This window comes from Stenotrophomonas sp. YJH_SMC_122 (genome assembly GCF_059369535.1).
This window is the reverse complement of record NZ_JCAFST010000008.1, coordinates 134,226-156,776: the sequence shown is the minus strand read 5'-3', so window position 1 is coordinate 156,776 and position 22,551 is coordinate 134,226. Positions and strand designations below refer to the sequence as shown.

Annotated in this window: 23 protein-coding genes; 15 read left to right on the top strand and 8 right to left on the bottom strand. The window is 66.7% G+C overall.

Translation table 11 applies throughout. The annotated features are described in order from the left end of the window. Positions 1-16: 16 nt before the first annotated feature. The 7 genes from AC5P66_RS12720 (at position 17) to hslU (ending at position 5,341) form a co-directional block, all read left to right on the top strand. Positions 17-445 (top strand): YbaN family protein, encoded by a 429-nt coding sequence (locus AC5P66_RS12720; RefSeq protein ID WP_099495716.1) that lies wholly within the window; start codon positions 17-19, stop codon positions 443-445. Positions 446-527: 82 nt separating this feature from the next. Next, on the top strand, positions 528-800 hold the full coding sequence (gene lptM, locus AC5P66_RS12715) for an LPS translocon maturation chaperone LptM (protein WP_061479704.1): 273 nt from the start codon (positions 528-530) through the stop codon (positions 798-800). Then, entirely contained in the window at positions 793-1,644 is an 852-nt protein-coding gene (gene dapF / locus AC5P66_RS12710; RefSeq protein WP_049414367.1) for a diaminopimelate epimerase, read from the top strand. Before lptM ends, dapF begins: the two co-directional genes overlap by 8 nt. Further along, positions 1,641-2,315: a DUF484 family protein gene (locus AC5P66_RS12705; RefSeq protein ID WP_049414366.1), complete on the top strand. Its 675-nt coding sequence runs from the start codon at positions 1,641-1,643 to the stop codon at positions 2,313-2,315. The genes dapF and AC5P66_RS12705 overlap by 4 nt, the downstream gene beginning before the upstream one ends. 16 nt (positions 2,316-2,331) lie before the next feature. Then, entirely contained in the window at positions 2,332-3,228 is an 897-nt protein-coding gene (gene xerC, locus AC5P66_RS12700) for a tyrosine recombinase XerC (protein ID WP_049438989.1), read from the top strand. 85 nt (positions 3,229-3,313) lie between these two features. Then, positions 3,314-3,865 carry an ATP-dependent protease subunit HslV gene (hslV, locus tag AC5P66_RS12695; RefSeq protein WP_005411093.1) on the top strand — a complete coding sequence of 184 codons (552 nt, stop codon included), beginning with the start codon at positions 3,314-3,316 and terminating at the stop codon, positions 3,863-3,865. A 102-nt stretch (positions 3,866-3,967) separates the two neighbouring features. Beyond that, complete coding sequence (gene hslU / locus AC5P66_RS12690) at positions 3,968-5,341, top strand: ATP-dependent protease ATPase subunit HslU (protein ID WP_049438988.1); 1,374 nt, start codon at positions 3,968-3,970, stop codon at positions 5,339-5,341. 96 nt (positions 5,342-5,437) lie between these two features. Here hslU and AC5P66_RS12685 read toward each other — a convergent pair whose 3' ends face one another. Further along, complete coding sequence (locus AC5P66_RS12685; protein WP_263467607.1) at positions 5,438-6,430, bottom strand: Gfo/Idh/MocA family protein; 993 nt, start codon at positions 6,428-6,430, stop codon at positions 5,438-5,440. A 45-nt stretch (positions 6,431-6,475) separates the two neighbouring features. After that, positions 6,476-7,135, bottom strand: coding sequence for an efflux transporter SmeDEF transcriptional repressor SmeT (smeT, locus tag AC5P66_RS12680; protein ID WP_049414358.1), 660 nt, complete (start codon positions 7,133-7,135; stop codon positions 6,476-6,478). A gap of 207 nt (positions 7,136-7,342) precedes the next feature. On the opposite strand from smeT, the gene smeD reads away from it, so the two are divergent. From smeD to smeF, 3 genes are all read left to right on the top strand, one after another. After that, positions 7,343-8,527, top strand: a complete 1,185-nt coding sequence (gene smeD, locus AC5P66_RS12675) for a multidrug efflux RND transporter periplasmic adaptor subunit SmeD (protein ID WP_049414357.1) — start codon at positions 7,343-7,345, stop codon at positions 8,525-8,527. A gap of 12 nt (positions 8,528-8,539) precedes the next feature. Beyond that, the gene (smeE, locus tag AC5P66_RS12670) at positions 8,540-11,662 is read left to right on the top strand and encodes a multidrug efflux RND transporter permease subunit SmeE (RefSeq protein WP_100478785.1); all 3,123 of its coding nucleotides are present in this window, start codon (positions 8,540-8,542) and stop codon (positions 11,660-11,662) included. Positions 11,663-11,753: 91 nt separating this feature from the next. Then, entirely contained in the window at positions 11,754-13,154 is a 1,401-nt protein-coding gene (gene smeF, locus AC5P66_RS12665; protein ID WP_141653560.1) for a multidrug efflux RND transporter outer membrane subunit SmeF, read from the top strand. A gap of 108 nt (positions 13,155-13,262) precedes the next feature. Here smeF and AC5P66_RS12660 read toward each other — a convergent pair whose 3' ends face one another. The 5 genes from AC5P66_RS12660 to AC5P66_RS12640 all read right to left on the bottom strand — a co-directional run bounded on the left by AC5P66_RS12660 (position 13,263) and on the right by AC5P66_RS12640 (position 15,639). Next, positions 13,263-13,715, bottom strand: a complete 453-nt coding sequence (locus AC5P66_RS12660; protein WP_099485375.1) for an REP-associated tyrosine transposase — start codon at positions 13,713-13,715, stop codon at positions 13,263-13,265. 107 nt (positions 13,716-13,822) lie between these two features. Then, on the bottom strand, positions 13,823-14,245 hold the full coding sequence (locus tag AC5P66_RS12655; RefSeq protein ID WP_099485376.1) for a low affinity iron permease family protein: 423 nt from the start codon (positions 14,243-14,245) through the stop codon (positions 13,823-13,825). Between the two features lie 70 nt (positions 14,246-14,315). Then, positions 14,316-14,651, bottom strand: a complete 336-nt coding sequence (locus tag AC5P66_RS12650; protein WP_005411085.1) for a hypothetical protein — start codon at positions 14,649-14,651, stop codon at positions 14,316-14,318. A 75-nt stretch (positions 14,652-14,726) separates the two neighbouring features. After that, on the bottom strand, positions 14,727-14,987 hold the full coding sequence (locus AC5P66_RS12645) for a hypothetical protein (protein ID WP_099495722.1): 261 nt from the start codon (positions 14,985-14,987) through the stop codon (positions 14,727-14,729). 199 nt (positions 14,988-15,186) lie between these two features. Then, positions 15,187-15,639, bottom strand: a complete 453-nt coding sequence (locus AC5P66_RS12640; protein WP_005419409.1) for a nucleoside deaminase — start codon at positions 15,637-15,639, stop codon at positions 15,187-15,189. Positions 15,640-15,720: 81 nt separating this feature from the next. Between AC5P66_RS12640 and ubiE the strand changes: the two genes are divergently transcribed. The 4 genes from ubiE to AC5P66_RS12620 all read left to right on the top strand — a co-directional run bounded on the left by ubiE (position 15,721) and on the right by AC5P66_RS12620 (position 20,073). Next, positions 15,721-16,482: a bifunctional demethylmenaquinone methyltransferase/2-methoxy-6-polyprenyl-1,4-benzoquinol methylase UbiE gene (ubiE, locus tag AC5P66_RS12635; RefSeq protein ID WP_005419407.1), complete on the top strand. Its 762-nt coding sequence runs from the start codon at positions 15,721-15,723 to the stop codon at positions 16,480-16,482. Positions 16,483-16,665: 183 nt separating this feature from the next. After that, positions 16,666-18,594 carry a M1 family metallopeptidase gene (locus AC5P66_RS12630; protein ID WP_478483408.1) on the top strand — a complete coding sequence of 643 codons (1,929 nt, stop codon included), beginning with the start codon at positions 16,666-16,668 and terminating at the stop codon, positions 18,592-18,594. Between the two features lie 127 nt (positions 18,595-18,721). Continuing rightward, on the top strand, positions 18,722-19,453 hold the full coding sequence (locus tag AC5P66_RS12625) for a lipoprotein (RefSeq protein WP_049415538.1): 732 nt from the start codon (positions 18,722-18,724) through the stop codon (positions 19,451-19,453). Further along, on the top strand, positions 19,441-20,073 hold the full coding sequence (locus AC5P66_RS12620) for an HAD family hydrolase (RefSeq protein ID WP_099495348.1): 633 nt from the start codon (positions 19,441-19,443) through the stop codon (positions 20,071-20,073). Before AC5P66_RS12625 ends, AC5P66_RS12620 begins: the two co-directional genes overlap by 13 nt. Positions 20,074-20,259: 186 nt before the next feature. On the opposite strand, the gene AC5P66_RS12615 is transcribed toward AC5P66_RS12620, so the two are convergent. Next, positions 20,260-21,198 (bottom strand): carbohydrate kinase family protein, encoded by a 939-nt coding sequence (locus tag AC5P66_RS12615; RefSeq protein WP_005411078.1) that lies wholly within the window; start codon positions 21,196-21,198, stop codon positions 20,260-20,262. Positions 21,199-21,481: 283 nt separating this feature from the next. Between AC5P66_RS12615 and AC5P66_RS12610 the strand changes: the two genes are divergently transcribed. Then, on the top strand, positions 21,482-22,528 hold the full coding sequence (locus tag AC5P66_RS12610; protein ID WP_005419402.1) for a rod shape-determining protein: 1,047 nt from the start codon (positions 21,482-21,484) through the stop codon (positions 22,526-22,528). Positions 22,529-22,551 lie beyond the last annotated feature (23 nt).

The following is a 22,551-nucleotide window of genomic DNA, read 5'->3' as shown; positions in this document are numbered from 1 at the left end:
CGTTATCCTTGCGGCCATGAGCCTGCCCGAGCCCACCGCGTCCCGCGATACCGCCACGCCACCGCGCGTGGTGCGTTTCCGCTGGGCGTGGTGGCTGCTGGCCTACGTCAGCCTGGGCACCGGCATCGTCGGCATCTTCGTGCCGGGCCTTCCGACCACCGTATTCATCCTGATCTCGGCGTGGGCTGCATCACGTGGGTCCGAACGCCTGCACACCTGGCTGCTGCAGCACCCGCGCTTCGGCCCGGCCATCGCCAACTGGCAGGCACACGGGGCGGTCAGCCGCTATGGCAAGTGGATGGCCACGATCACCATGGCGGTGTGTGCCGCCATCATGCTGTGGTGCGTGCCGATCGCCTGGGTGAAGTGGTTCTCGATCGGCAGCATGACCGTGGTCGCAATCTGGCTGTGGACGCGGCCGTTGCCGCCACCGCCCGCGGATTGAGCGCCGGCGGTAGTGCCGGCCGCTGGCCGGCAACCCGATTCCCTGCACCAACCGCTCAGCCGCCAATGGCTATACTCGGGGCATGAAGATCCCCCATCGAAACGCCATCCTGATTCCGCTGGCAGCGGCCTCGCTGCTGCTCCTCGCCGCCTGCGGCAACAAGGGCCCGCTGGTACTGCCGCAGAAGCCGGTGCCGGTGGAAGAAACCGTCGAACCCGCTGCCGAGCCCGCCACCGAGGCGACCCCGGCGGAGGCCCAGGGTGCCGTTGCCCCGGCCACGACCGTCGACCCGGCTGCAACGACCACCCAGCCGGCACCCGCGCCAGCGAAGAAGGCGGGCAGCGGGAATGAGTAAGGCCGGTTCCAGGGCCCTGCGCTTCAGCAAGATGCATGGCGCGGGCAACGATTTCGTAGTGATCGACCTGCGTGACGGCACTGCGCCGCCCACGCCTGAACTGGCCGCGCGCCTGGCCGACCGCCACACCGGCGTCGGCTGCGATCAGATCCTGACCATCGAGGCGCCGCGTGCGGAAGGCTCGGTGGCCTCGTACCGCATCTGGAATGCCGACGGTTCCAATTCCGAGCAGTGCGGCAATGGCGCGCGCTGCATCGCGGCCTGGCTGGTGCGCGAGGGCAGTGCGCAGGGCGATGCGTTCGTCATCGACAGCCCGCTGGCCAGCCATGAGGTGAAGGCGCTGGGCGAAGGGCAGTTTGCGGTGACGATGGGCGTGCCTGCTTTCGAGCCGGCCAACGTGCCGCTGATGGGTTTCGCCCACCCGCGCGAGGAATACCTGCTGCCGCTGCAGGGCGAGAGCGTACGCTTCGCTGCGGTGTCGATGGGCAACCCGCATGCGGTGATCGAAGTCGGCCTGATCGATGCCGCTCCGGTTGAACGCGTGGGTTCGCTGCTGCAGCAGCACGCGTCGTTTCCGCGCTCGGTGAACGTGGGCTTCGCCCAGGTGATGGGCCCGGCGCACGCCCGCCTGCGCGTGTTCGAGCGCGGTGTCGGCGAGACCCTGGCCTGCGGCAGTGGCGCCTGCGCCGCCGCCGTGACCCTGATGCAGCGCGGCCGCCTGCAGCGCGATGCGCGCATCAGCCTGCCCGGAGGTGACCTGCGCATCCAGTGGCCGGGCGATGGCCAGCCGGTGGTGATGGCAGGCCCGACCGCATTCGTCTTCGAAGGGGAGTGGATGGCATGAGCGAAACCGTCGACAAGCTCGGGGCCCATGAAGTCGCTGCCTGGTTGCGGCGTCATCCCGGCTTCCTCAAGCAGTTCCCGGACCTGGCCCTGACCCTGGTGGTGCCGCGCGATGACGGCCCGACCGCATCGCTGGCCAGCTACCAGCTGGAAGTGCTGCGCGAGAAGAACCGCGAGCTGGCACGACGGCTGGCCGACCTGGGCGCGACCGCCCAGGTCAATGAACGCCTTGCGGTGCGCACGCACCAGCTGACCCTGGCACTGATGAAGCAGGACAACGCGGCCGATACCCTGCGCGCGATGGCCGCATCGCTGCAGGAAGACTTCGCCGGCGACCTGGTGCGGCTGGTGGTGCATGCGCCGGTGGCCGGGCTGGAACAGGCCGACTGGTTGCAGGTGATTGCTGCCGATGATCCGCAACTGGGCCCGTTCCGTGATTGCCTGAACGACGGCGAGCCGATCTGCGGCCGCCTGCAGCCGGAAAAGAATGCCGTCCTGTACGGCGTGCGCAGCGAGGAAGTGCAGACCACCGCACTGCTGCCGTTGCCGGGCGTCGGCCTGATCGCAGTCGGCAGCCACGACCCGAACCGCTTCTACCCGGGCATGGGCACGCTGTTCCTGCGCATGATGGGCGACGCCCTGGCCACTGGCCTGAAGCGCTTCCACGACTGAGCAGGACCGGACGACGATGAGCGCGGTACAGGCCTTCCTGCAGCACCTGCAGGTGGAGCGGCGGATGTCGGCGCATACGCTTGACGCCTACCGCCGCGACCTGGACGCGCTAGCGGTCTGGGCCGAACCGCGTGGCGTGGCGGTGGAGGCGCTCGATGCCGATGCGTTGCGCCAGTTCGTCGCCGACGAGCATCGCCGCGGCCTGTCGGCCAAGAGCCTGCAGCGCCGCCTGTCGGCCTGCCGCAGCTTCTATGCCTGGCTGCTCAAGCACGGCCGCATCGAGGTCAGCCCTGCAGCGACGCTGAAGGCACCGCGCGCACCGCGCCGATTGCCGCAGGTGCTCGATGCCGACGAAGCCGTACAGCTGGTCGAGCTTGAACCGGAAGGTGAGCTCGGCCGCCGTGACCGCGCGCTGCTGGAACTGTTCTATTCCTCCGGCCTGCGCCTGAGCGAAGTCTGCGCGCTGACCTGGCGCGACCTGGATTTCGACAGCGGGCTGGTCAACGTGCTGGGCAAGGGCAACCGCCAGCGCCGGGTGCCGTTCGGCCGGCCGGCACGCGAAGCGCTGCAGGCGTGGCGCGCGGAAAGTGGCGGTGGTCCGGCATCGCCGGTGTTCCCCGGTCGCAACGGGCCGATCAGCCAGCGCGCGGTGCAGATCCGCATCCGCCAGTTGGCGCAGCGCCAGGGCCTGTTCAAGCATGTGCATCCGCACATGCTGCGGCACAGTTTTGCCAGCCACATCTTGGAATCGTCCGGCGACCTGCGTGGTGTGCAGGAGCTGCTGGGCCATGCCGACATCGCCACCACGCAGATCTATACCCACCTCGATTTCCAGCACCTTGCCAAGGTCTACGACGCCGCGCATCCGCGCGCCAAGCGCCGACGCAGCAACGAGGGCAGCGGAGAAAGCTGAACGTTGCCCCTGCGGTGGCCGGTCGCGGGTGGCTTGAAGGGCGCAGCGCAGTCCCCACCTCTGGTTCTGTCACCCCGGAGGCATCATGGACCCCAGTCAGAACCCCAACGTTTTCCACGCCACCACCATCGTCTGCGTCCGTCGCGGCGAGCACGTGGCCATTGCCGGCGACGGCCAGGTCACGCTGGGCCACACCGTGATGAAGGGCAACGCGCGCAAGGTGCGCCGCCTTGGCCGCGACGGCCAGGTGCTGGCCGGTTTCGCCGGTGCCGCCGCCGATGCCTTCACCCTGTTCGAGCTGTTCGAGGCCAAGCTGGAAAAGCACGGCCAGCTGCAGCGCGCTGCGGTCGAGCTGGCCAAGGATTGGCGCACCGAGCGCCGCCTGGGCAAGCTCGAAGCCCTGCTGGCAGTGGCTGACAAGGAAACCTCGCTGATCATCAGCGGCACCGGCGATGTGATCGAGCCGGAGGACGGCATCATCGCCATCGGCTCCGGTGGTTCCTATGCACTGTCGGCCGCGCGCGCGTTGATGGCGCACACCGAACTGGATGCACGCACCATCGCCAGTGAAGCGATCGGCATCGCCGGCGACATCTGCATTTACACCAACCGCAACGTGGTGGTCGAGGAACTGTGAGGGTAGCGCCGGCCGCTGGCCGGCGACCTCATGATCCCCCCACGCGTGCCTGGTTGCCGGCCAGCGGCCGGCACTACCGACAAAGAATCCGTGAGCACATCCATGTCGAAGATCGAAGTTTCCTCCGCCACCATGACCCCGCGCGAGATCGTGCAGGAACTGGACCGGCACATCGTGGGCCAGCACGACGCCAAGCGCGCGGTGGCCATCGCCCTGCGCAACCGCTGGCGTCGCATGCAGCTGCCGGCGGAGCTGCGCAATGAAGTGATGCCGAAGAACATCCTGATGATCGGCCCGACCGGTGTCGGCAAGACCGAGATCGCGCGCCGCCTGGCCACGCTGGCCAACGCACCGTTCGTGAAGGTCGAAGCCACCCGCTTCACCGAAGTCGGCTACGTCGGCAAGGACGTCGAACAGATCATCCGTGACTTGGCCGACACCGCGGTCAAGCTCTATCGCGAACAGGCCAAGGTGCGCGTGCGTACCCAGGCCGAAGAACGCGCCGAAGACCGCATCCTCGATGCGCTGCTGCCGCGTCGTAGCGGCGGCATCGGTTTCGATCCGGAAGTCGCCCGCAACGAACCGTCGGCGCAGGACAACGAGACCCGCATCAAGTTCCGCAAGATGCTGCGCAACGGTGAGCTGGACGAGCGCGAGATCGAGCTCGACCTGGCGGCCAATGTCAGCATGGACATCATGACCCCGCCGGGCATGGAGGAAATGGGCCAGCAGCTGAAGTCGATGTTCGCCAATCTCGGCGGCGGCGCGAAGGCGCACAAGCGCACGCTGACCATCAAGGCCGCGCGCCCGCTGCTGATCGAGGAAGAAGCCGGCAAGCTGGTCAACGAGGATGACATCCGTACTGCCGCAATCGAGGCGTGCGAGCAGCACGGCATCGTCTTCATCGATGAGATCGACAAGGTTGCCAAGCGCGGCGACAACGTGGGCGGTGGCGATGTCTCCCGCGAAGGCGTGCAGCGCGACCTGCTGCCGCTGGTGGAAGGCTCCAACGTGTCCACCAAGTACGGCACGATCAAGACCGACCACATCCTGTTCATCGCGTCGGGCGCGTTCCACCTGGCCAAGCCCAGCGACCTGATTCCGGAGCTGCAGGGCCGCTTCCCGATCCGCGTGGAACTGGGGGCGCTGAGCAAGGGTGATTTCGTGCGTATCCTGACCGAGCCGAAGGCTGCGCTGACCAAGCAGTACGAAGCGTTGCTGGCCACCGAGGGCGTCAAGGTCAGTTTCACCGCCGATGCCATCGAGCGCCTGGCCGAGATCGCGTTCCAGGTGAACGAGCGCCAGGAAAACATCGGCGCGCGCCGCCTGCATACGGTGCTGGAGCGCCTGCTGGATTCGCTCAGCTACGAGGCACCGGACCGCGATGGCGAAACCCTGGCCATCGACAAAGCCTACGTCGATGCACACCTGGGCGAGCTGGTGCAGGACCCGGACCTGAGCCGCTACATCCTGTAACGCCCGATCCGGTCGGATCCCTCGCCGTGGCGAGGGCTCTGCCCCCACTCGCTGCAACGCAAAAGGCCGCCGCAGGGCGGCCTTCTGCGTTGGCGCTCAGCACGATTGCCGGGCGCGGTACGCCTGCAGTACCTGGTCGATCACTGCACTGGTGCGAGCAGCGCTGATGCCGTTCGAGGGCGAGTGCCCGTTGCCGCGCAGTTCGTCCACGAGAGAGGCGATCAACGGTTGCTGGATCGACGACGGGTTGGGGATGTCGAACGTCTGCACGCCGGCTTCGGTCTCCAGCACCACCGGAACATCCTCGAAGGTGGCAAAGCGCAGCTGCCCGCGGTCGCCGGTGATCTCGATCTCATCCTGGCGGCGGAACGCGCAGAAGCACCATTGCGCGATGCCGTGCGCGCCCGCTCCAGTGCGGAAGCACATTGAAACGCTGTCCTCGGCGGCGTAAGCGCCGGCCAACGAACTGGCCAGGCCGCGCACATCGCTCAGCGGACCCAGTAGATGATCGAGCAGGTCCAAGGTGTGCGAGCCCAGATCGACGAACAGCCCGCCGCCGGAGATCGCGGGATTGGTCCGCCAGAAGTCCGGCGATGCGGCATCCACCGAATGCGGCCGATGCAGGGTGGCGCGAACGCTGCGCGGTGTACCGATCGCGCCGCTGTCCAGCAGCAGCTTCACCTGCGCGAATCGGGGCAGGGCGCGGCGGTAGTAGGCGACGAACACGGGCACGCCACGGCGTGCACTGGCTTCCAGGATGCGCTCGCATTCGCCATGGTCCATTGCCATCGGCTTTTCGATGTAGACCGGCTTGCCTGCGGCAATCGCCTGCAATGCGTACTGCATGTGCGTGGAGGGCGGCGTGGCGACGTACACCGCGTTCACGTCCGGATCGGCGATCAGCGCGTCGGCATCCGTGTACCAGCGTGGCACCGCGTGGCGCCGCGCATAGTCTTCGGCCAATGCGGCATTGCGGCGCATGACCGCCGCCACCCGTGAGCCCGGTGTGCTGGCCAGGGCGGGGCCGCTCTTCTTCTCGGTGACGCTGCCGCAGCCGATGAAGCCCCACACCACGTTGTCCAGGATCATGGGTCTGTCCTCACATTGGGGCTGCGGTGGCGGCAGCGACCCCGCTCATGCCTCGGGCAGCGGCTCGGGCACGGTGCCGGGAACGAACACCCCGTCCTTTACGTAGGCGGCCAGGGTCATGTCCAGTGCGAGCATGCCATCGCGCTTGAGGTCCATCAGATCCGGTTCGACCATCGCACCGTGCAGTACGCCCAGCACGGTGGCGTGCAGCATGCGTGCGGCGATCTTCGGGTCTGCACCCTCGCGCAGCTGGCCCAGGTCCTTTGCCCGGCGCAGGGCACGTTCCATCCGGTCCAGGCCATCGCGGAAACCGGCCTGCTGCAGTTCGGTCAGCACCCTGGTATCAGCCGACGCATCGCTGCGCAGCATGATCTCCATGGTCTTGCGCAGGCGCTCGTCCTCCGACAGTTCGATGAACGAGTGGATCATCACCGCGCGCAGGTCGTGCACCGGCGTGTCGCGCTGGTCGGTCGAGGTGCGCTCCAGCTCCTGCATGAAAGGCAGATGCACGCGCTCGACGATCGCGGCCAGCACCTCGCTCTTGTTCTTGAAGTGCCAGTAGACCGCACCGCGGGTATAGCCGGCGCGGGCACCGATCATCTCCAGCGTGGTACGGGCCACGCCGTGTTCATGGAAGCAGGCTTCGGCGGCGTCAAGGATGCCTTCCCGGGTTGCCTGGGTGTCCTCTTTGGTCTTGCGGGCCATGGATGGGTACGAGTGCGGGTGAAACGTGGCTGAATTGTACCGGTTTACAAACAAACAAGCATGTATGTATATTTCGCTCCCATCATTCCCGTCGTGTGCGTGGCAGGCCGGTCCGGCTCCCACTCCCCGCTGGTGAGCGTTGCCTGCTGGCGCTTTCGGCCTGTATCAGCGCGATTTGAGATTCCTTCCCCTATGAGCCTTTCCGTCATGTTGCTGAGCCGAATCCGACCCTTTGCACTGTCGCTGGCGATCGCCGCGACCGTGGCTGCCTGCGGCGGCCAACCCCAGGCCCCCGAGCAGGGCCCGGGTGACGTCACTGTGGTCACGCTGAAGTCCGAGACCGTGGGCCTGACCCGCGAACTGCCGGGCCGTACCAACGCCTTCCTGGTCGCCGAAGTGCGGCCGCAGGTCAACGGCATCGTCGCCAAGCGCCTGTTCACCGAAGGTGGCATGGTCAAGGCCGGCGAGCCGCTGTACCAGATCGAGGACGCCAGCTACCGCGCCCAGGCCAACAGTGCCCGCGCCCAGCTGGCCCGCGCCGAGGCCACCGCCAATGCCGCCCGGCTGAGCGCCAAGCGCATCACCGAGCTGGCCAAGGTCGATGCGGTCAGCCAGCAGGACCTGGAAAATGCCGTGGCCGCGCAGAAGCAGGCCGAGGCGGATGTCGGTGCCGCGAGGGCATCGCTGGACGCGGCCAACGTCACCCTGGGCTACGCCCGCATCACCGCGCCGATCAGCGGCCGCATCGGCAAGTCCAGCGTCACCCAGGGTGCGCTGGTCAGCGCCGGCCAGGCCAATGCACTGGCTACGGTGCAGCAGCTGGATCCGATCTATGTCGACCTGACCCAGTCCTCGGCCGAGCTGCTGCAGCTGCGCCGCGAACTGGCCGCCGGCCGCCTGCAGGACAACCAGACCCTGCCGGTCAGCATCCTGATGGAAGACGGCAGCACCTTCGAGCACAAGGGCACGCTGGAGTTCTCCGAAGTCAGCGTCGATCCGGCCACCGGCAGCTTCGGCCTGCGCGTGAAGGTGGACAACCCGGACGGCCTGCTGATGCCGGGCATGTACGTGCGTGCGGTGATCGGCGGCGGCGTGCGCAGTGATGCAGTGCTGGTGCCGATGCAGGGCATCGCCCGCGATCCGAAGGGCGACACCACGGCGATGGTGGTCGGCAAGGACAACAAGGTCGAAGTACGCCCGGTCAAGGTCAGCCGCACGGTCGGCGACAAGTGGCTGGTCGAGGAGGGCCTGAAGGCCGGTGACAAGGTCATCGTCGAAGGCCTGCAGAAGATCGGCCCCGGCATGCCGGTCAAGGCCACCGAAAAGGGCGACGCACCGGCCAAGCCGGCGGCCGTCGCCCAGCCTGCCGCCCCGGCCGGCGACGCGAAGTAAGCGGAGAACCCCATGGCACGCTTTTTCATCGATCGACCCATCTTCGCGTGGGTGATCGCCATCATCATCATGCTCGCCGGCGGCCTGGCCCTGTTCAAGCTGCCGGTCTCGATGTACCCCAACGTCGCGCCGCCGGCGGTGGAAATCAGCGCCACCTACCCGGGTGCATCGGCCAAGGTGGTCGAAGACTCGGTGACGCAGATCATCGAGCAGAACATGAAGGGCCTTGATGGCCTGATCTACTTCTCCTCCAACAGCTCGTCCAACGGCCAGGCCACCATCACCCTGACCTTCGAGAGCGGCACCAACCCGGACATCGCCCAGGTGCAGGTGCAGAACAAGCTGCAGCTGGCCATGCCGCTGCTGCCGCAGGAAGTGCAGCGGCAGGGCATCAACGTGGCCAAGTCCAGCTCGGGCTTCCTGAACGTCATCGCGTTCGTGTCCGAGAACGGCAGCATGGACGCCAATGACATCGCCGACTACGTCGGTTCCAATGTCGTCGACCGCCTCAGCCGTGTGCCGGGCGTGGGCAACATCCAGGTATTCGGTGGCAAGTACGCCATGCGCATCTGGCTGGACCCGAACAAGCTGCATACCTATGGCCTGTCCGTCGCGGAAGTGACTGCGGCGATCAAGGCGCAGAATGCCCAGGTGGCGATCGGCCAGCTCGGCGGTGCGCCGTCGGTGAAGGGCCAGCAGCTCAACGCCACCATCAACGCGCAGTCGCGCCTGCAGACCCCGGAACAGTTCCGCAACATCATCGTGCGCGGCGCGCAGGACGGTGCCGAGCTGCGCCTGGGTGATGTCGCCCGCGTCGAACTGGGGGCCGAGTCCTACGACTTCGTCACCCGCTACAACGGCCAGCCGGCCAGCGGCCTGGCGGTCACCCTGGCCACCGGCGCCAACGCGCTGGATACCGCTGCCGGCGTGGACGCTGCGCTGGAAGACATGAAGAGCTTCTTCCCGGCCGGGCTGAAGGCCGAGATCCCGTACGACACCACCCCGTTCGTGCGCGTGTCGATCAAGGGCGTGGTGCAGACCCTGCTTGAAGCGATCGTGCTGGTGTTCGTGGTGATGTACCTGTTCCTGCAGAACTTCCGCGCCACCCTGATCCCGACCATCGCCGTGCCGGTGGTGCTGCTGGGTACCTTCGGCGTGCTGGCGATGCTGGGCTTCTCGGTGAACATGCTGACCATGTTCGCGATGGTGCTGGCGATCGGCCTGCTGGTGGACGATGCCATCGTGGTGGTGGAGAACGTCGAGCGCATCATGTCCGAGGAAGGACTGTCGCCGCTTGAAGCGACCCGCAAGTCGATGGGCCAGATCACCGGTGCGCTGGTGGGTATCGGCCTGGTGCTGTCGGCGGTGTTCGTGCCGATGGCCTTCATGAGCGGCTCCACCGGCGTGATCTACCGGCAGTTCTCGGCCACGATTGTCTCTGCAATGGCGTTGTCGGTACTGGTGGCGATCGTGCTGACGCCGGCACTGTGCGCGACCATGCTCAAGCCGCTGAAGAAGGGCGAGCATCATGTTGCCCACCGCGGCCTGGCCGGTCGCTTCTTCAACGGCTTCAACCGTGGCTTCGACCGCACCAGCGAAAGTTACCAGCGTGGTGTGCGCGGCATCATCCATCGTCCGTGGCGCTTCATGGGCATCGTGGCGGCACTGTTCGTGCTGATGGGCGTGCTGTTCGTGCGCCTGCCCAGCTCGTTCCTGCCCAACGAAGACCAGGGCGTGCTGATGGCGCTGGTGCAGGCCCCGGTTGGCGCCACCCAGGAGCGCACGCTGGAATCGATCGCGGCATTGGAGAACCACTTCCTGCAGAACGAGAAGGATGCGGTGGATTCGGTGTTCTCCGTGCAGGGCTTCAGCTTCGCCGGCATGGGCCAGAACGCCGGCATGGCGTTCGTCAAGCTGAAGGACTGGAGCGAGCGTGACGCCAACAATGGCGTGATGCCGATCACCGGTCGTGCGATGGCAGCCCTGGGCCAGATCAAGGATGCCTTCATCTTTGCCTTCCCGCCGCCGGCCATTCCGGAACTGGGTACTGCCTCGGGCTATACCTTCTTCCTGAAGGACAACAGCGGCCAGGGCCACGAGGCACTGGTGGCCGCACGCAACCAGCTGCTCGGCCTGGCCGCCGGCAGCAAGAAGCTGGCCAACGTGCGCCCGAACGGCCAGGAGGACACGCCGCAGTTCCGCATCGACATCGACGCGGCCAAGGCGACCTCGCTGGGGCTGTCGATCGACCAGATCAACGGCACGCTGGCCGCTGCGTGGGGCAGCTCGTACATCGATGACTTCGTCGATCGTGGCCGCGTCAAGCGCGTGTTCGTGCAGGCCGACCAGCCGTTCCGCATGGTCCCGGAGGACTTCGACCTCTGGTCCGTGAAGAACGACAAGGGCGAGATGGTGCCGTTCAGTGCATTCGCCACCAAGCACTGGGATTACGGTTCGCCGCGCCTGGAGCGCTACAACGGTGTGTCGGCAATGGAAATCCAGGGCGAGCCGGCCCCGGGCGTCGCCTCCGGTGATGCCATGGCCGAGATCGAACAGCTGGCCAAGCAACTGCCCGCGGGTTTCGGCATCGAATGGACGGCGATGTCCTACCAGGAACGCCAGGCCGGCTCGCAGACGCCGTTGCTGTACACGCTGTCGCTGATGATCGTGTTCCTGTGCCTGGCCGCGATGTACGAAAGCTGGAGCGTGCCGACCGCGGTGCTGCTGGCGGCCCCGCTGGGTATCCTCGGCGCGGTGCTGGCCAACACCTTCAAGGGCCTGGAGCGCGACATCTACTTCCAGGTGGCGATGCTGACCACGGTGGGCCTGACCAGCAAGAACGCGATCCTGATCGTCGAGTTCGCCAAGGAAAACCTGGAAAAGGGCGCCAGCCTGATCGAGTCGATCATGCACGCCGTGCGCGACCGCCTGCGTCCGATCGTGATGACCTCGCTGGCCTTCGGCATGGGCGTGGTACCGCTGGCGATCTCCACCGGTGCCGGATCCGGCGCCAAGCAGGCGATCGGCACCGGCGTGCTCGGCGGCATGATCGTCGGCACCGTGCTCGGCGTGTTCTTCGTGCCGCTGTTCTTCGTGGTGGTGCAGCGCGTGTTCAAGCGCAAATCCGCGACGTAAGCGAAACGGCCATGCCGGCCTCAGGCTGGCGTTATCGAAACGGTAGTGCCGGCCGCTGGCCGGCATCGCCTCCTGCCATCCGGCAGTACCGATGGAAGTCATTCCCATGAAAAGTGCATCCCTGTTCCTTTCCATTGCCGCCGCGCTCGCGCTGGCCGGCTGCTCCACTCTGGTGCCGAAGAACACCGCCGTCGCTCCGGCAATTCCGGCGCAGTGGCCGGCCGAGGCTGTACAGGGCCAGGTGGCCGATGTCGCCGCCGTCGGCTGGCGCGACTTCTTCACCGATGCGCGCCTGCAGCAGGTGATCGAGCAGTCGCTGCAGAACAACCGAGACCTGCGCGTGGCCGTGCTCAACGTTGAACGCGCGCGCGGCCAGTACCGCGTACAGCGCGCCGACCGCGTGCCCGGCGTGGCCGTCACCGGCCAGATGCAGCGCCAAGGCACCGACGCCGGCGTCACCGAGCAGTTCACCGCCGGTGTCGGCGTGGCCGAGTTCGAGCTGGACCTGTTCGGCCGCGTGCGCAACCTCAGCGAAGCGGCACTGCAGCAGTATTTTGCCGTGGCTGCCAATCGTCGCAACGCGCAGCTGAGCCTGGTGGCCGAGACAGCGACGGCGTGGCTGACCTACGGTGCCGATGCCCAGCGTCTGAAGATCGCCGATGCCACGCTGAAGACCTACGAGGATTCGTTGCGCCTGGCCGAGGCCCGCCACGAGCGTGGCGGCAGTTCGGCGCTGGAACTGACCCAGACCCGCACGCTGGTCGAAACCGCGCGCACCGATGCCGCGCGCCTGCGTGGCCAGCTGGCCCAGGACCGCAACGCGCTGGCGCTGCTGGCGGGTGGCCAGTTGGATCCAGCGCTGCTGCCGGACGGCATCGAACCGCAGCTGCTGGCACTGGCGCCGCCGCCGGCCGGCCTGCCCAGCGATGTGCTGCTGCAGCGCCCGGACATCATGGCCGCCGAACACCAGCTGCTGGCCGCCAATGCCAACATCGGCGCGGCACGTGCCGCGTTCTTCCCGAGCATCTCGCTGACCGGCAGCATTGGCAGTGGCTCCAGCGAATTGTCCAGCCTGTTCGACAGCGGCACTCGCGTATGGAGTTTCCTGCCGAAGATCACCCTGCCGATCTTCCAGGGCGGCAAGCTGCGCGCCAACCTGGCCGTCGCCAACGCCGATCGTGATATCGCACTGGCGCAGTACGAGAAGTCGATCCAGGTGGGCTTCCGCGAAACCGCCGATGCGCTGGCGTTGAATGTCAGCCTGGATGAGCAGGTGAGTTCACAGCAGCGCCTGGTGGAAGCGGCCGAACAGGCCAACCGCCTGTCGCAGGCACGCTACGACGCCGGCCTGGACAGCTTCGTGACCCTGCTGGACGCACGGCGTACTGCCTACAACGCGCAGCAGACCCAGTTGCAGGCGCAGTTGGCCCAGCAGGCCAACCGCATCACCCTGTACAAGGTGCTGGGTGGTGGCTGGCACGAGCGCGGCTGAGCAGCAATTCGATACCGGTAGCGCCGGGCCACGCCCGGCGGCTTTTCGTTCCTGCATGCCTGACGTCTGGGCGGACCGCACTTCGTGCTCGCCGGGCATGGTCAGGCGCTACCGCATGGGCCAACGGCACCATGCAAACGGATATTCATCGAGATGCAGGGTCAACCCTGCTCGGATGGGGTTGCCCAGGATGTACAACGCATGGCGCCTCAAGGCTTCCTCGCTGCGTACCGCGTGATCGAAATAGCTCGGCTGCCACAAAGGCGTCTGTATGCCGAACTGCTGCCCCAGCAACCGGCCGCTGCGGGATTTCACCGTTCCCATCATGCGCGCCAGTGATCCGTCGCGCAGCTGCATCAGCCAGTGCAGATGGTCAGGCATGACGACCCAAGCAAAGGACCGACTGAGGCCCATGCGTTCAACATACCTCAATGCATCCACAAGACACGTTGCACAACGTGGATCTTCAAACACCGGACGCCGGTGGCGTACGACCGTGGTGAGGACGTAGTAGCCCCCGATACGGGAGTGGCGGCCGCGTTCCAGGTGACGGCTGGACATGGCGCCAGTCTGCACTGATGGGATGTCCGCCGTTATCAGCCGAGGGCGATGGCCCGTGTGGGATTCTTCCGGGTATCGCGCTCGCCGGGCATGGCCCGGCGCTACCGTCAGATCGCTTCATCGTCGCGCCGCGCAGCATGGCAGGCGCGAACGCGCGCCAGCGCATCGCCTGCTTCGCGGGCCATCTGCTCGTACTCGGCACGGATCTCTTCCAGGCGCGCTTCGTCCAGTTCTTCCAGATCCAGCAGTTCGTTGTTGGCCTCGGCCGTCGCCCGGATCAGCTCGTCCAGCTTGATCTGCATCGCGGCGGTGTCCGCGTTCTGCGTGTGCTGGATCAGGAACACCATCAGGAAGGTGATGATGGTGGTGCCGGTGTTGATCACCAGCTGCCAGGTGTCGTTGAAACCGAACACCGGACCACTGATGCCCCAGATCACCACGATCCCTACCGCAGCCAGGAAGGTCCACGGTGAGCCGGTGGCTGTCGCGGCCTTCTTGGCGATCGTATTGAACAGGTTGCGCGCTTTCATCGTCGTCGTGTTCCCACTCAGGTGACGAGGATGATCGGCAGTGACCCGTGCAGGCGCCGTGCAGCGCCGGTCAGGCGCGCATGCGCTGCAGTCGTGGCGCCTGCAGGCTGCGCACCGGGCTGCTCTGGTAGACGTGCTGCCAGCAACGGTCGACGAACTCACGGGCCTGGGCTTCGCTCAGCCGCGGCATGATCTGCAGGGCGTACTGGGTCTGGAACATCTCATCACGTTCGGCCTCGCTGGCGCGCGGCTGGGTGATCAGCGAATCACAGGCGAACTTGATCCACGGCACGTACGAGCCGAACGAGTTGTGCGGCAGTGCGCCTTCGGCATGTTGGCGGCGCCAGTGGTCAAGCTCGGCGTCTACATTGATGACCGGAGGAATGGTGGGGACTTCAGCGTGCATGACAATCCAGTTCGGTTGAGTGGAAAGGGAGTGGGGGTTCATCGGAGTGTGGCGTATATGGCGGTGCATGCCGCGTCAGCGGAATGTGGAGCCTGCGTTGGCATGGCCGATCAACTGGGCGTGTTCGACCGCACCGAGGTCTTCGGCCAGAGCGGCCATCGCATTGCACAGGCGTTCGTGGTCGAGCGGGTGGCGGCGGACCAGCTCCAGTTGCATGTGCTGATAGGCAGTCCAGAACAGCGCGCCGCGCCGGTGCAGTGCATATTGCCGCTGCAAGCGTTCGCGGATCGGATCGAGGATCGGGTCTGTCGTAGGGCGTACGGCGTGCGCGCACATGGCTGGCTCCGCCGGGGGAAGGGTGCCCCGGTGACCCCACCGTAGGCGTGTCAGCCCCGTGGGGTGTTACCGCAGCGTGTGCGCGTGACCTGGCTGACTGTGCGCGGGGTCACGCCGATGCCCGCAAAGGCCGCCGGCACAAGGGCGCACCGGCGCTGAAGCGTTCATTAAATGTCTTGCAGAGACGAGTGCGTGTGGCTCATTCGCCGATGTCCTCGTTCCAGATGTCGGGATGACGGCTGATGAAATCGCCCAGCAGGTCCACGCATTCCTGATTGTCGAGGTCGATCACGTTGACGCCGTTTTCGCGCAGCCAGTCGATGCCGCCCTGGAACGTGCGCGATTCGCCCACCACCACGGTGCCGATGTTGAACTGGCGCACCAGGCCCGAGCAGTACCAGCATGGGGCCAGCGTGGTGACCATGATGGTGTCCTGGTAGCGGCGCTGGCGGCCGGCCTTGCGGAAGGCGTCGGTTTCGCCGTGCACCGACGGGTCGCCTTCCTGCACGCGGCGGTTGTGGCCGCAGCCGAGCAGGCGGCCGTCGTTGTGGTACAGCGCCGCGCCGATCGGCACCCCGCCCTCGGCCAGACCCTGACGGGCTTCGGCGATGGCGGTCTGCAGCAGGGCCTGGTAGTCGGGCGTGGTGATCATGCGGGGGCTCCGGTCAGTCGTGGCCCACCATGATACGGGCAGGGGGTGCCGCTGGCCCCCGGCGGTGCGATAATCGGGGCCATGAGCGAATCCCCCTACAAAGCCGGTACCACCCATTTCGGGTTCCGCGACGTCGCCGCCAAGGACAAGCAGAAGCTGGTCGGCCAGGTGTTCACCTCGGTCGCGCGCAACTACGACCTGATGAACGACCTGATGAGCCTGGGCGTGCACCGGGCGTGGAAGCGCTACTACGTGGCGACCGCGCAGGTGAAGCCGGGCGACCGCGTGCTCGATCTGGCCGGCGGCACCGGCGACATCGCCGCGCTGCTGAAGGAGCGCGTCGGCGCCGAGGGCTCGGTGGTGCTGGGCGACATCAACGCCGGCATGCTGTCGGTCGGCCGTGACCGCCTGACCAACCGCGGCCTGGTGCTTGGCCTGGACTACGTGCAGTGCAACGCCGAAGCCCTGCCGTTCCCGGACAACAGCTTCGACCTGGTCACCATTGCCTTCGGCCTGCGCAACGTGACCGACAAGGACGCCGGCCTGCGCGAGATGTACCGCGTGCTGAAGGTGGGCGGCCAGGCCCGCGTGCTGGAGTTCTCCGAAGTCACTGCGGACTGGTTCAAGCCGATCTACGACTTCCACTCGTTCAAGATCCTGCCCAGGCTGGGCAAGTTGTTCGCCAACGATTCGGACAGCTACCAGTACCTGGCCGAGAGCATCCGCAAGCATCCGCCGCAGGACGAACTGAAGGCGATGATGGGGCAGGCCGGCTTCGAGCGCTGCCACTACAAGAACCTGACCGGCGGCATCGTTTCGATCCACTCCGGCTACAAGCTGTAAGCCCGGTGTTCCGGTCGTGCCGGGCGCTGGCCGGCATCCCCGTGCCCGGTCATCGTCCGTGCGGATGCCGGCCAGCGCCCGGCACGACCGGTGCTGTGGGCCGCCATTACCCCGCACCGCGCAACGCCTGCCGGGCCCGAGGGAGGTACCATTGGGGTTTGATCCCCGTAACGGTCCCGATTCATGCGTAATCCGCTGATGCTCCTTCCGCTGGCCGTGGCCCTGGCCGCCGGCTGCTCCCAGGAGGCGGCCGCGCCCGCCGCCGCCCCGACTGCCGCAAAGGCCCCCGCCGCCCCCGTGAACGCCGAGAACCGCAGCCACGACGAAAGCTCGTACGCCGAGCCGGACAAGGTCGTCATCAAGGACATCGCGCTGGATCTGAAGCTGGACTTCGACCAGAAGCAGATCGGCGGCACCGCCACCTACACCCTGGAATGGAAACAGAAGGACGCCAGGCAGCTGGTGCTCGACACCCGCGAGCTGACCGTGTCCAAGGTCGAGGCCGTCGCCGCCGATGGCGCACGCAGCCCGCTGAAGTTCGAGCTGGCCCCGGCCGACAAGGTGTTCGGCAGCAAGCTGACCATCGAGGCTGCGGAGCAGCCGGCCAAGGTGGAAGTGACCTACCACACCGCACCGACCGCCTCGGGCCTGCAGTGGCTGGCGCCGTCGATGACCGAGGGCAAGAAGCTGCCCTTCATGTTCAGCCAGTCGCAGGCCATCCATGCCCGTTCCTGGGTGCCGCTGCAGGACACCCCGAGCGTGCGCTTCACCTACAGCGCGCACGTGGTCTCGCGCCCGGACGTGATGGTGCTGATGAGCGCCGACAACGATCCGAAGGCCGCGCGTGATGGTGACTACACCTTCAAGATGCCGCAGCCGATTCCGTCCTACCTGCTGGCCATCGCCGCCGGTGACCTGGTGTTCGAGCCGATCTCCGGCCGCTCCGGCGTCTGGGCCGAGCCGACCATGGTCAACAAGGCCGCCAAGGAATTCGAAGACACCGAGAAGATGATCGGTGCCGCCGAGAAGCTCTACGGCGAATACCGCTGGGGCCGCTACGACATGCTGGTGCTGCCGCCGTCGTTCCCGTTCGGCGGCATGGAGAACCCGCGCCTGACCTTCGCCACCCCGACCGTGATCGTCGGCGACAAGTCGCTGGTCTCGCTGGTCGCCCACGAACTGGCGCACAGCTGGTCGGGCAACCTGGTGACCAACGCCAGCTGGAAGGACATCTGGCTCAATGAAGGCTTCACCACCTACGTCCAGGGCCGCATCACCGAAGCCCTGTACGGCAAGGAGATGGCCGAGATGGAGAAGCAGATCGACCAGACCGACCTGCTGGCCGAGGTGAAGGACATGAGCCCGACCGACCAGGCGCTGGCGCTGCCGCCGCTGAACGAGCGCGACCCCGACGAAGCGCTCAGCCAGGTCGCCTACGTCAAGGGTGCATGGTTCCTGGAGTTCCTGGAACAGCGCTTCGGCCGCGAGACCTTCGATCCGTTCCTGCGGGGCTGGTTCGATGACCACGCCTTCCAGAGCGCGAACACCGACCAGTTCGTCGACTACATGAAGAAGAACCTGCTGCCGAAGAATCCGTCGGCCGTGACCGAGGCCGAACTGAAGGCCTGGCTGGACGAGCCGGGTATCCCGGCGTTCGCGGCCAAGGCGCAGTCGCGCAACTTCAGCAGCGTCGATACCGCACGTATTGCCTTCGCCAGCGCCGGCACCGTGCCCAGCAGCCAGGTCATCGCCGACTGGAGCACGCAGGAATGGGTGCGCTTCATCGACGGCCTGGGTGCGACCCAGCCGCTGGACAAGCTGGCCACGCTGGACAAGGCGTTCCACTTCACTGGCACCCCGAATGGCGAGATCGCCATGCGCTGGTACCCGCTGGCGATCCGCAGCGGCTACGAGCAGGCCAACGAAGGTGCTGCCGCGTTCATCGAGCGCGTCGGCCGTCGCAAGCTGATCCTGCCGATCTACGCGGAACTGGTGAAGACCCCGAAGGGGCTGGAGCTGGCCAAGCAGGCCTTTGAAAAGGCCAAGCCGGGCTACCACCCGATCACCACCGCCTCGGTGCAGGACATGCTGGCCAAGGCTGAAGCCAAGTAAGCGGTAGTGCCGGCCGCTGGCCGGCAACCGGTCACTGCTTCACCACCAACGGCGGGGAAACCCGCCGTTGGTGTATCCGCTTTTCGCTGCCGATAGAATCGGGATGCACTCGCAAAGGACCTCCGCCATGAAACGACTGATCCTGCTCACCGCCTGCACCCTGGCGCTGGCCGCCTGCAGCAACCCCGAGGAAGAACGCAAGGCGCAGGAAGCCGCCGCGGCCGCCGTGCAGGCGCAGAAGGAGGCCAAGGCCGAAGACGTGGCCAAGCAGTACGACATGGCCGTGGCCGCGCAGGACTGGGAACGCGCGCGCCTGCATGGCGCCTCGCTGCTGGACCAGTACAAGGACACCGCCGCCGCCGAGCGCATCGCCGCAGGCTTCGACGAGGTCAAGGCCAAGGGCGATGCCGCGCGCGACCTGCGCCGCATGCAGGCGCTGTGGCAGTACAACCAGATCCCGGTGGGCAACAAGGGCAACCAGGTTTCGGCGCAGATCTACAGCAAGGAACGGGTGGACGTGGATGGCAGCGGTGCCAAGCCGGTGCAGCTGGTGTTCCGCGATCACCCGGAGTGGAAGCGGCACGCTTACCTGGTGCTGCAGGCCGGTGATTTCCGCTGCCCGCAGTGCACGGTGAAAGTGACCGTGGACGACGGCAAGCCGGTGTCGATGGCCGCCTGGCGCCCGAAGACCGATGAGGCCATCGCCCTGTTCATCACCGACCAGAAGGCACTGTGGAAGCTGGCGCGCAAGGGCAGGTCGATCAGCATCGAGTTCCCGGTCAAGGCCGGCGGCACCCGCACGGCGGTGTTCGAAACCGGCGGCGTCGACGCCAGCCGCATGCCGCAGTGGTGGCAGTGACGGGTGCGGCGGGCAGCGCGGTGCACGCGTTGTCCGCGATCCGGCACTGGGTGTTCGACATGGACGGCACGCTGACCGTCGCCGTGCATGATTTCGCCGCAATCCGCCGCGCGCTGCAGATCGCCGCCGAGGAAGACATCCTCGACCATATCGCGGCGTTGCCCGACGCACCGGCGCAGGCCAAGCGTGAGTGGTTGCTGGATCACGAACGCGCGCTGGCCGAGGACGCGCTGCCCGCGCCGGGTGCGGTGAAGCTGCTGCGCGCGCTGGCGGCGGCTGGCTGCCGGCTGGGCATCCTGACCCGCAATGATCATGCGCTGGCGAAGCTGACGCTGGAGGCGATCGGGATCGGGGCGTTGTTCGACGATGCCGACATCATTGGTCGCGATGAAGCGGTGCCCAAGCCCTCGCCGGATGGCCTGCAGCAGCATCTGCGGCGATGGGGCATCGGGCCTGCGCAGGCGGTGATGGTGGGTGACCACGCCTACGACCTGGAGTGCGGCCGCGCCGCGGGCGCCCATACCGTACTGGTCAACCTGCCGGAAAACCCGTGGCCGGGCCGCGCCGACTGGCATTTCGCCGATTGCCGCACCTTGCTGGCGGCCTGGCAGGGCGGCTGATGATGTAGAGCCGAGCCCACGCTCGGCTGCACTCCGGTCAGATCGCGCTGGCGCGCGCAAGCCGAGCACGGCTCGGCTCTACAGAGAGCAGGCCACGTGTCGGTCGGAGGTTCCGGTAGTGCCGGCCGCGGGCCGGCAGTGTCGACCAAGGTCGACACCACCGATCAGATGCGCGGGCAGTTCGGTTTACGCGCCCAGCGCGTAACCGAACTGCTGCTTGAACTGCTCGTTGAACTCGTCGAAGGTGAAGCGCTGGTTCTGCGTGCCCGGGTGCTCGACCTTCAGCGCGCCCATCAGGTTGCCCATGCGGCCGATGGTCAGCCAGTCGTAGCCCTTCTGGATGCCGTAGATCAGGCCGGCGCGGAAGGCGTCGCCACAGCCGGTCGGGTCGACCACGCGGCGCTCGTGCGCCGGCGGGATGTCGTAACTCTTTTCCGGGGTGTGGATGACCGCGCCCTTCGGGCCGCGGGTGGTGATGTAGGCCTTGACCCGGCTGACGATCTCCTTTTCGTCCCAGCCGGTGCGTTCCTGCAGCAGGTTCGACTCGTAGTCGTTGACAACCACGTAGTCGGCCTGGTCGATGAAGGCGCGCAGTTCCGGGCCGTTGAACAGCGGCATGGCCTGGCCCGGGTCGAAGATGAACGGGATGCCGTCCTCGTGGAATTCCTGCGCGTTCTGGATCATGCCTTCGCGGCCGTCCGGGCCGACCAGGCCCAGGGTCACGCCCGGCACGCCACGCACGTGGTTTTCGTAGGAACGCATCATCGCGCCCGGGTGGAAGGCGGTGATCTGGTTGTTGTCGTGATCGGTGGTGATGAACGCCTGCGGGGTGAACAGCTCATCGATCACGCGCACGCGCGACAGGTCGATGCCCAGGCCTTCGAAGTACTCGCGGTACGGGCCGAAGTCCGAACCCACGGTGCCCATCGGAATCGGCTGGCCGCCCAGCAGGTGCAGGTTGTAGGCGATGTTGCCGGCGCAGCCGCCGAACTCGCGGCGCATGCGCGGCACCAGGAAGGACACGTTCAGGATGTGCACCTTGTCCGGCAGGATGTGATTCTTGAACTGGTCCGGGAACACCATGATGGTGTCGAAGGCAAGAGAACCACAGATCAGAGCGGACATCGATGTAAGCCTATGCGGTGAATTTTGGGGTGGGCCGGCCCGGTTCAGCGGGCAAGCAAACGGCGCCCTTGGGCGCCCGACGGCGCAAAGGTTACCCGCTGGTGCCGCTCAGGGCCAGAACCGGGTGAGACCCGATCAGGCCGAAAGCCTGTGAAGACGCGGGTTCAGCTAGTTTTTTCCTTGCTCGGCGGCAGGCGGGTTGCTAGGCTTGTCGGCCTCGATTTCTGCCCATTTTTTCGCCATCCCGCGGCGGGCACGACACCCCTCAGGACTCCTTCCTCAGATGTTCAAGAAACTCCGTGGCATGTTCTCCAACGACCTGTCCATCGACCTGGGCACGGCCAACACCCTCATCTACGTGCGCGGGCAGGGGATCGTGCTGAACGAGCCGTCGGTCGTGGCCGTGCGCCAGGACCGTGCCATCGGTGGCACCCGCTCGGTGGCAGCCGTCGGCGCCGAAGCCAAGCAGATGCTGGGCCGTACCCCGGGCCACATCACCACCATCCGCCCGATGAAGGACGGCGTCATCGCCGACTTCACCTATACCGAGGCGATGCTCAAGCACTTCATCAAGAAGGTGCACAAGTCGCGCGTGCTGCGCCCGAGCCCGCGCGTCCTGGTCTGCGTGCCGGCCGGCTCGACCCAGGTCGAGCGCCGCGCGATCAAGGAATCGGCCGAGGAAGCCGGTGCCCGTGACGTGTTCCTGATCGAAGAACCGATGGCCGCCGCGATCGGCGCCGGCATGCCGGTCACCGAAGCCCGTGGCTCGATGGTCATCGACATCGGCGGTGGCACCACCGAAGTGGCGGTGATCTCGCTCAACGGCATCGTCTACTCGGCGTCGGTCCGCATCGGTGGCGACCGCTTCGACGAGTCGATCACCAACTACGTGCGCCGCAACCACGGCATGCTGATCGGTGAAGCCACCGCCGAGCGCATCAAGGTCGAGCTGGGCTGCGCCTACCCGCAGGCGGAAGTGATCGAGATGGAAATCTCCGGCCGCAACCTCGCCGAGGGCGTGCCGAAGATGATCAAGATCAGCTCCAACGAAGTGCTCGAGGCCCTGCACGAACCGCTGTCGGGCATCGTCAGCGCGGTCAAGCTGGCGCTGGAGCAGACCCCGCCGGAACTGTGCGCCGACGTCGCCGAGCGCGGCATCGTGCTGACCGGTGGTGGCGCCCTGCTGCGCGACCTGGACCGCCTGATCTCCGAGGAGACCGGCCTGCACGTGCAGGTGGCCGACGATCCGCTGACCTGCGTGGCGCGCGGTGGCGGTCGTGCGCTGGAGCTGGTGGACATGCACGGCAACGAGTTCTTTGCGCCGGAATAAGCCGTCCCGGCCGTTCCTGCCCG

Coding starts and splice junctions, on each gene's coding strand:
- AC5P66_RS12660 (WP_099485375.1), bottom strand. CDS start 13,715: ATGTCCAGCCGTCACCTGGAACGCGGCCGCCACTCCCGTATCGGGGGC.
- dapF (WP_049414367.1), top strand. CDS start 793: ATGAGTAAGGCCGGTTCCAGGGCCCTGCGCTTCAGCAAGATGCATGGC.
- AC5P66_RS12705 (WP_049414366.1), top strand. CDS start 1,641: ATGAGCGAAACCGTCGACAAGCTCGGGGCCCATGAAGTCGCTGCCTGG.
- smeF (WP_141653560.1), top strand. CDS start 11,754: ATGGAAGTCATTCCCATGAAAAGTGCATCCCTGTTCCTTTCCATTGCC.
- AC5P66_RS12615 (WP_005411078.1), bottom strand. CDS start 21,198: ATGTCCGCTCTGATCTGTGGTTCTCTTGCCTTCGACACCATCATGGTG.
- lptM (WP_061479704.1), top strand. CDS start 528: ATGAAGATCCCCCATCGAAACGCCATCCTGATTCCGCTGGCAGCGGCC.
- AC5P66_RS12640 (WP_005419409.1), bottom strand. CDS start 15,639: ATGATCACCACGCCCGACTACCAGGCCCTGCTGCAGACCGCCATCGCC.
- AC5P66_RS12625 (WP_049415538.1), top strand. CDS start 18,722: ATGAAACGACTGATCCTGCTCACCGCCTGCACCCTGGCGCTGGCCGCC.
- AC5P66_RS12685 (WP_263467607.1), bottom strand. CDS start 6,430: ATGATCCTGGACAACGTGGTGTGGGGCTTCATCGGCTGCGGCAGCGTC.
- ubiE (WP_005419407.1), top strand. CDS start 15,721: ATGAGCGAATCCCCCTACAAAGCCGGTACCACCCATTTCGGGTTCCGC.
- xerC (WP_049438989.1), top strand. CDS start 2,332: ATGAGCGCGGTACAGGCCTTCCTGCAGCACCTGCAGGTGGAGCGGCGG.
- hslU (WP_049438988.1), top strand. CDS start 3,968: ATGTCGAAGATCGAAGTTTCCTCCGCCACCATGACCCCGCGCGAGATC.
- hslV (WP_005411093.1), top strand. CDS start 3,314: ATGGACCCCAGTCAGAACCCCAACGTTTTCCACGCCACCACCATCGTC.
- AC5P66_RS12630 (WP_478483408.1), top strand. CDS start 16,666: ATGCGTAATCCGCTGATGCTCCTTCCGCTGGCCGTGGCCCTGGCCGCC.
- AC5P66_RS12655 (WP_099485376.1), bottom strand. CDS start 14,245: ATGAAAGCGCGCAACCTGTTCAATACGATCGCCAAGAAGGCCGCGACA.
- smeD (WP_049414357.1), top strand. CDS start 7,343: ATGTTGCTGAGCCGAATCCGACCCTTTGCACTGTCGCTGGCGATCGCC.
- AC5P66_RS12720 (WP_099495716.1), top strand. CDS start 17: ATGAGCCTGCCCGAGCCCACCGCGTCCCGCGATACCGCCACGCCACCG.
- smeE (WP_100478785.1), top strand. CDS start 8,540: ATGGCACGCTTTTTCATCGATCGACCCATCTTCGCGTGGGTGATCGCC.
- AC5P66_RS12645 (WP_099495722.1), bottom strand. CDS start 14,987: ATGTGCGCGCACGCCGTACGCCCTACGACAGACCCGATCCTCGATCCG.
- smeT (WP_049414358.1), bottom strand. CDS start 7,135: ATGGCCCGCAAGACCAAAGAGGACACCCAGGCAACCCGGGAAGGCATC.
- AC5P66_RS12610 (WP_005419402.1), top strand. CDS start 21,482: ATGTTCAAGAAACTCCGTGGCATGTTCTCCAACGACCTGTCCATCGAC.
- AC5P66_RS12650 (WP_005411085.1), bottom strand. CDS start 14,651: ATGCACGCTGAAGTCCCCACCATTCCTCCGGTCATCAATGTAGACGCC.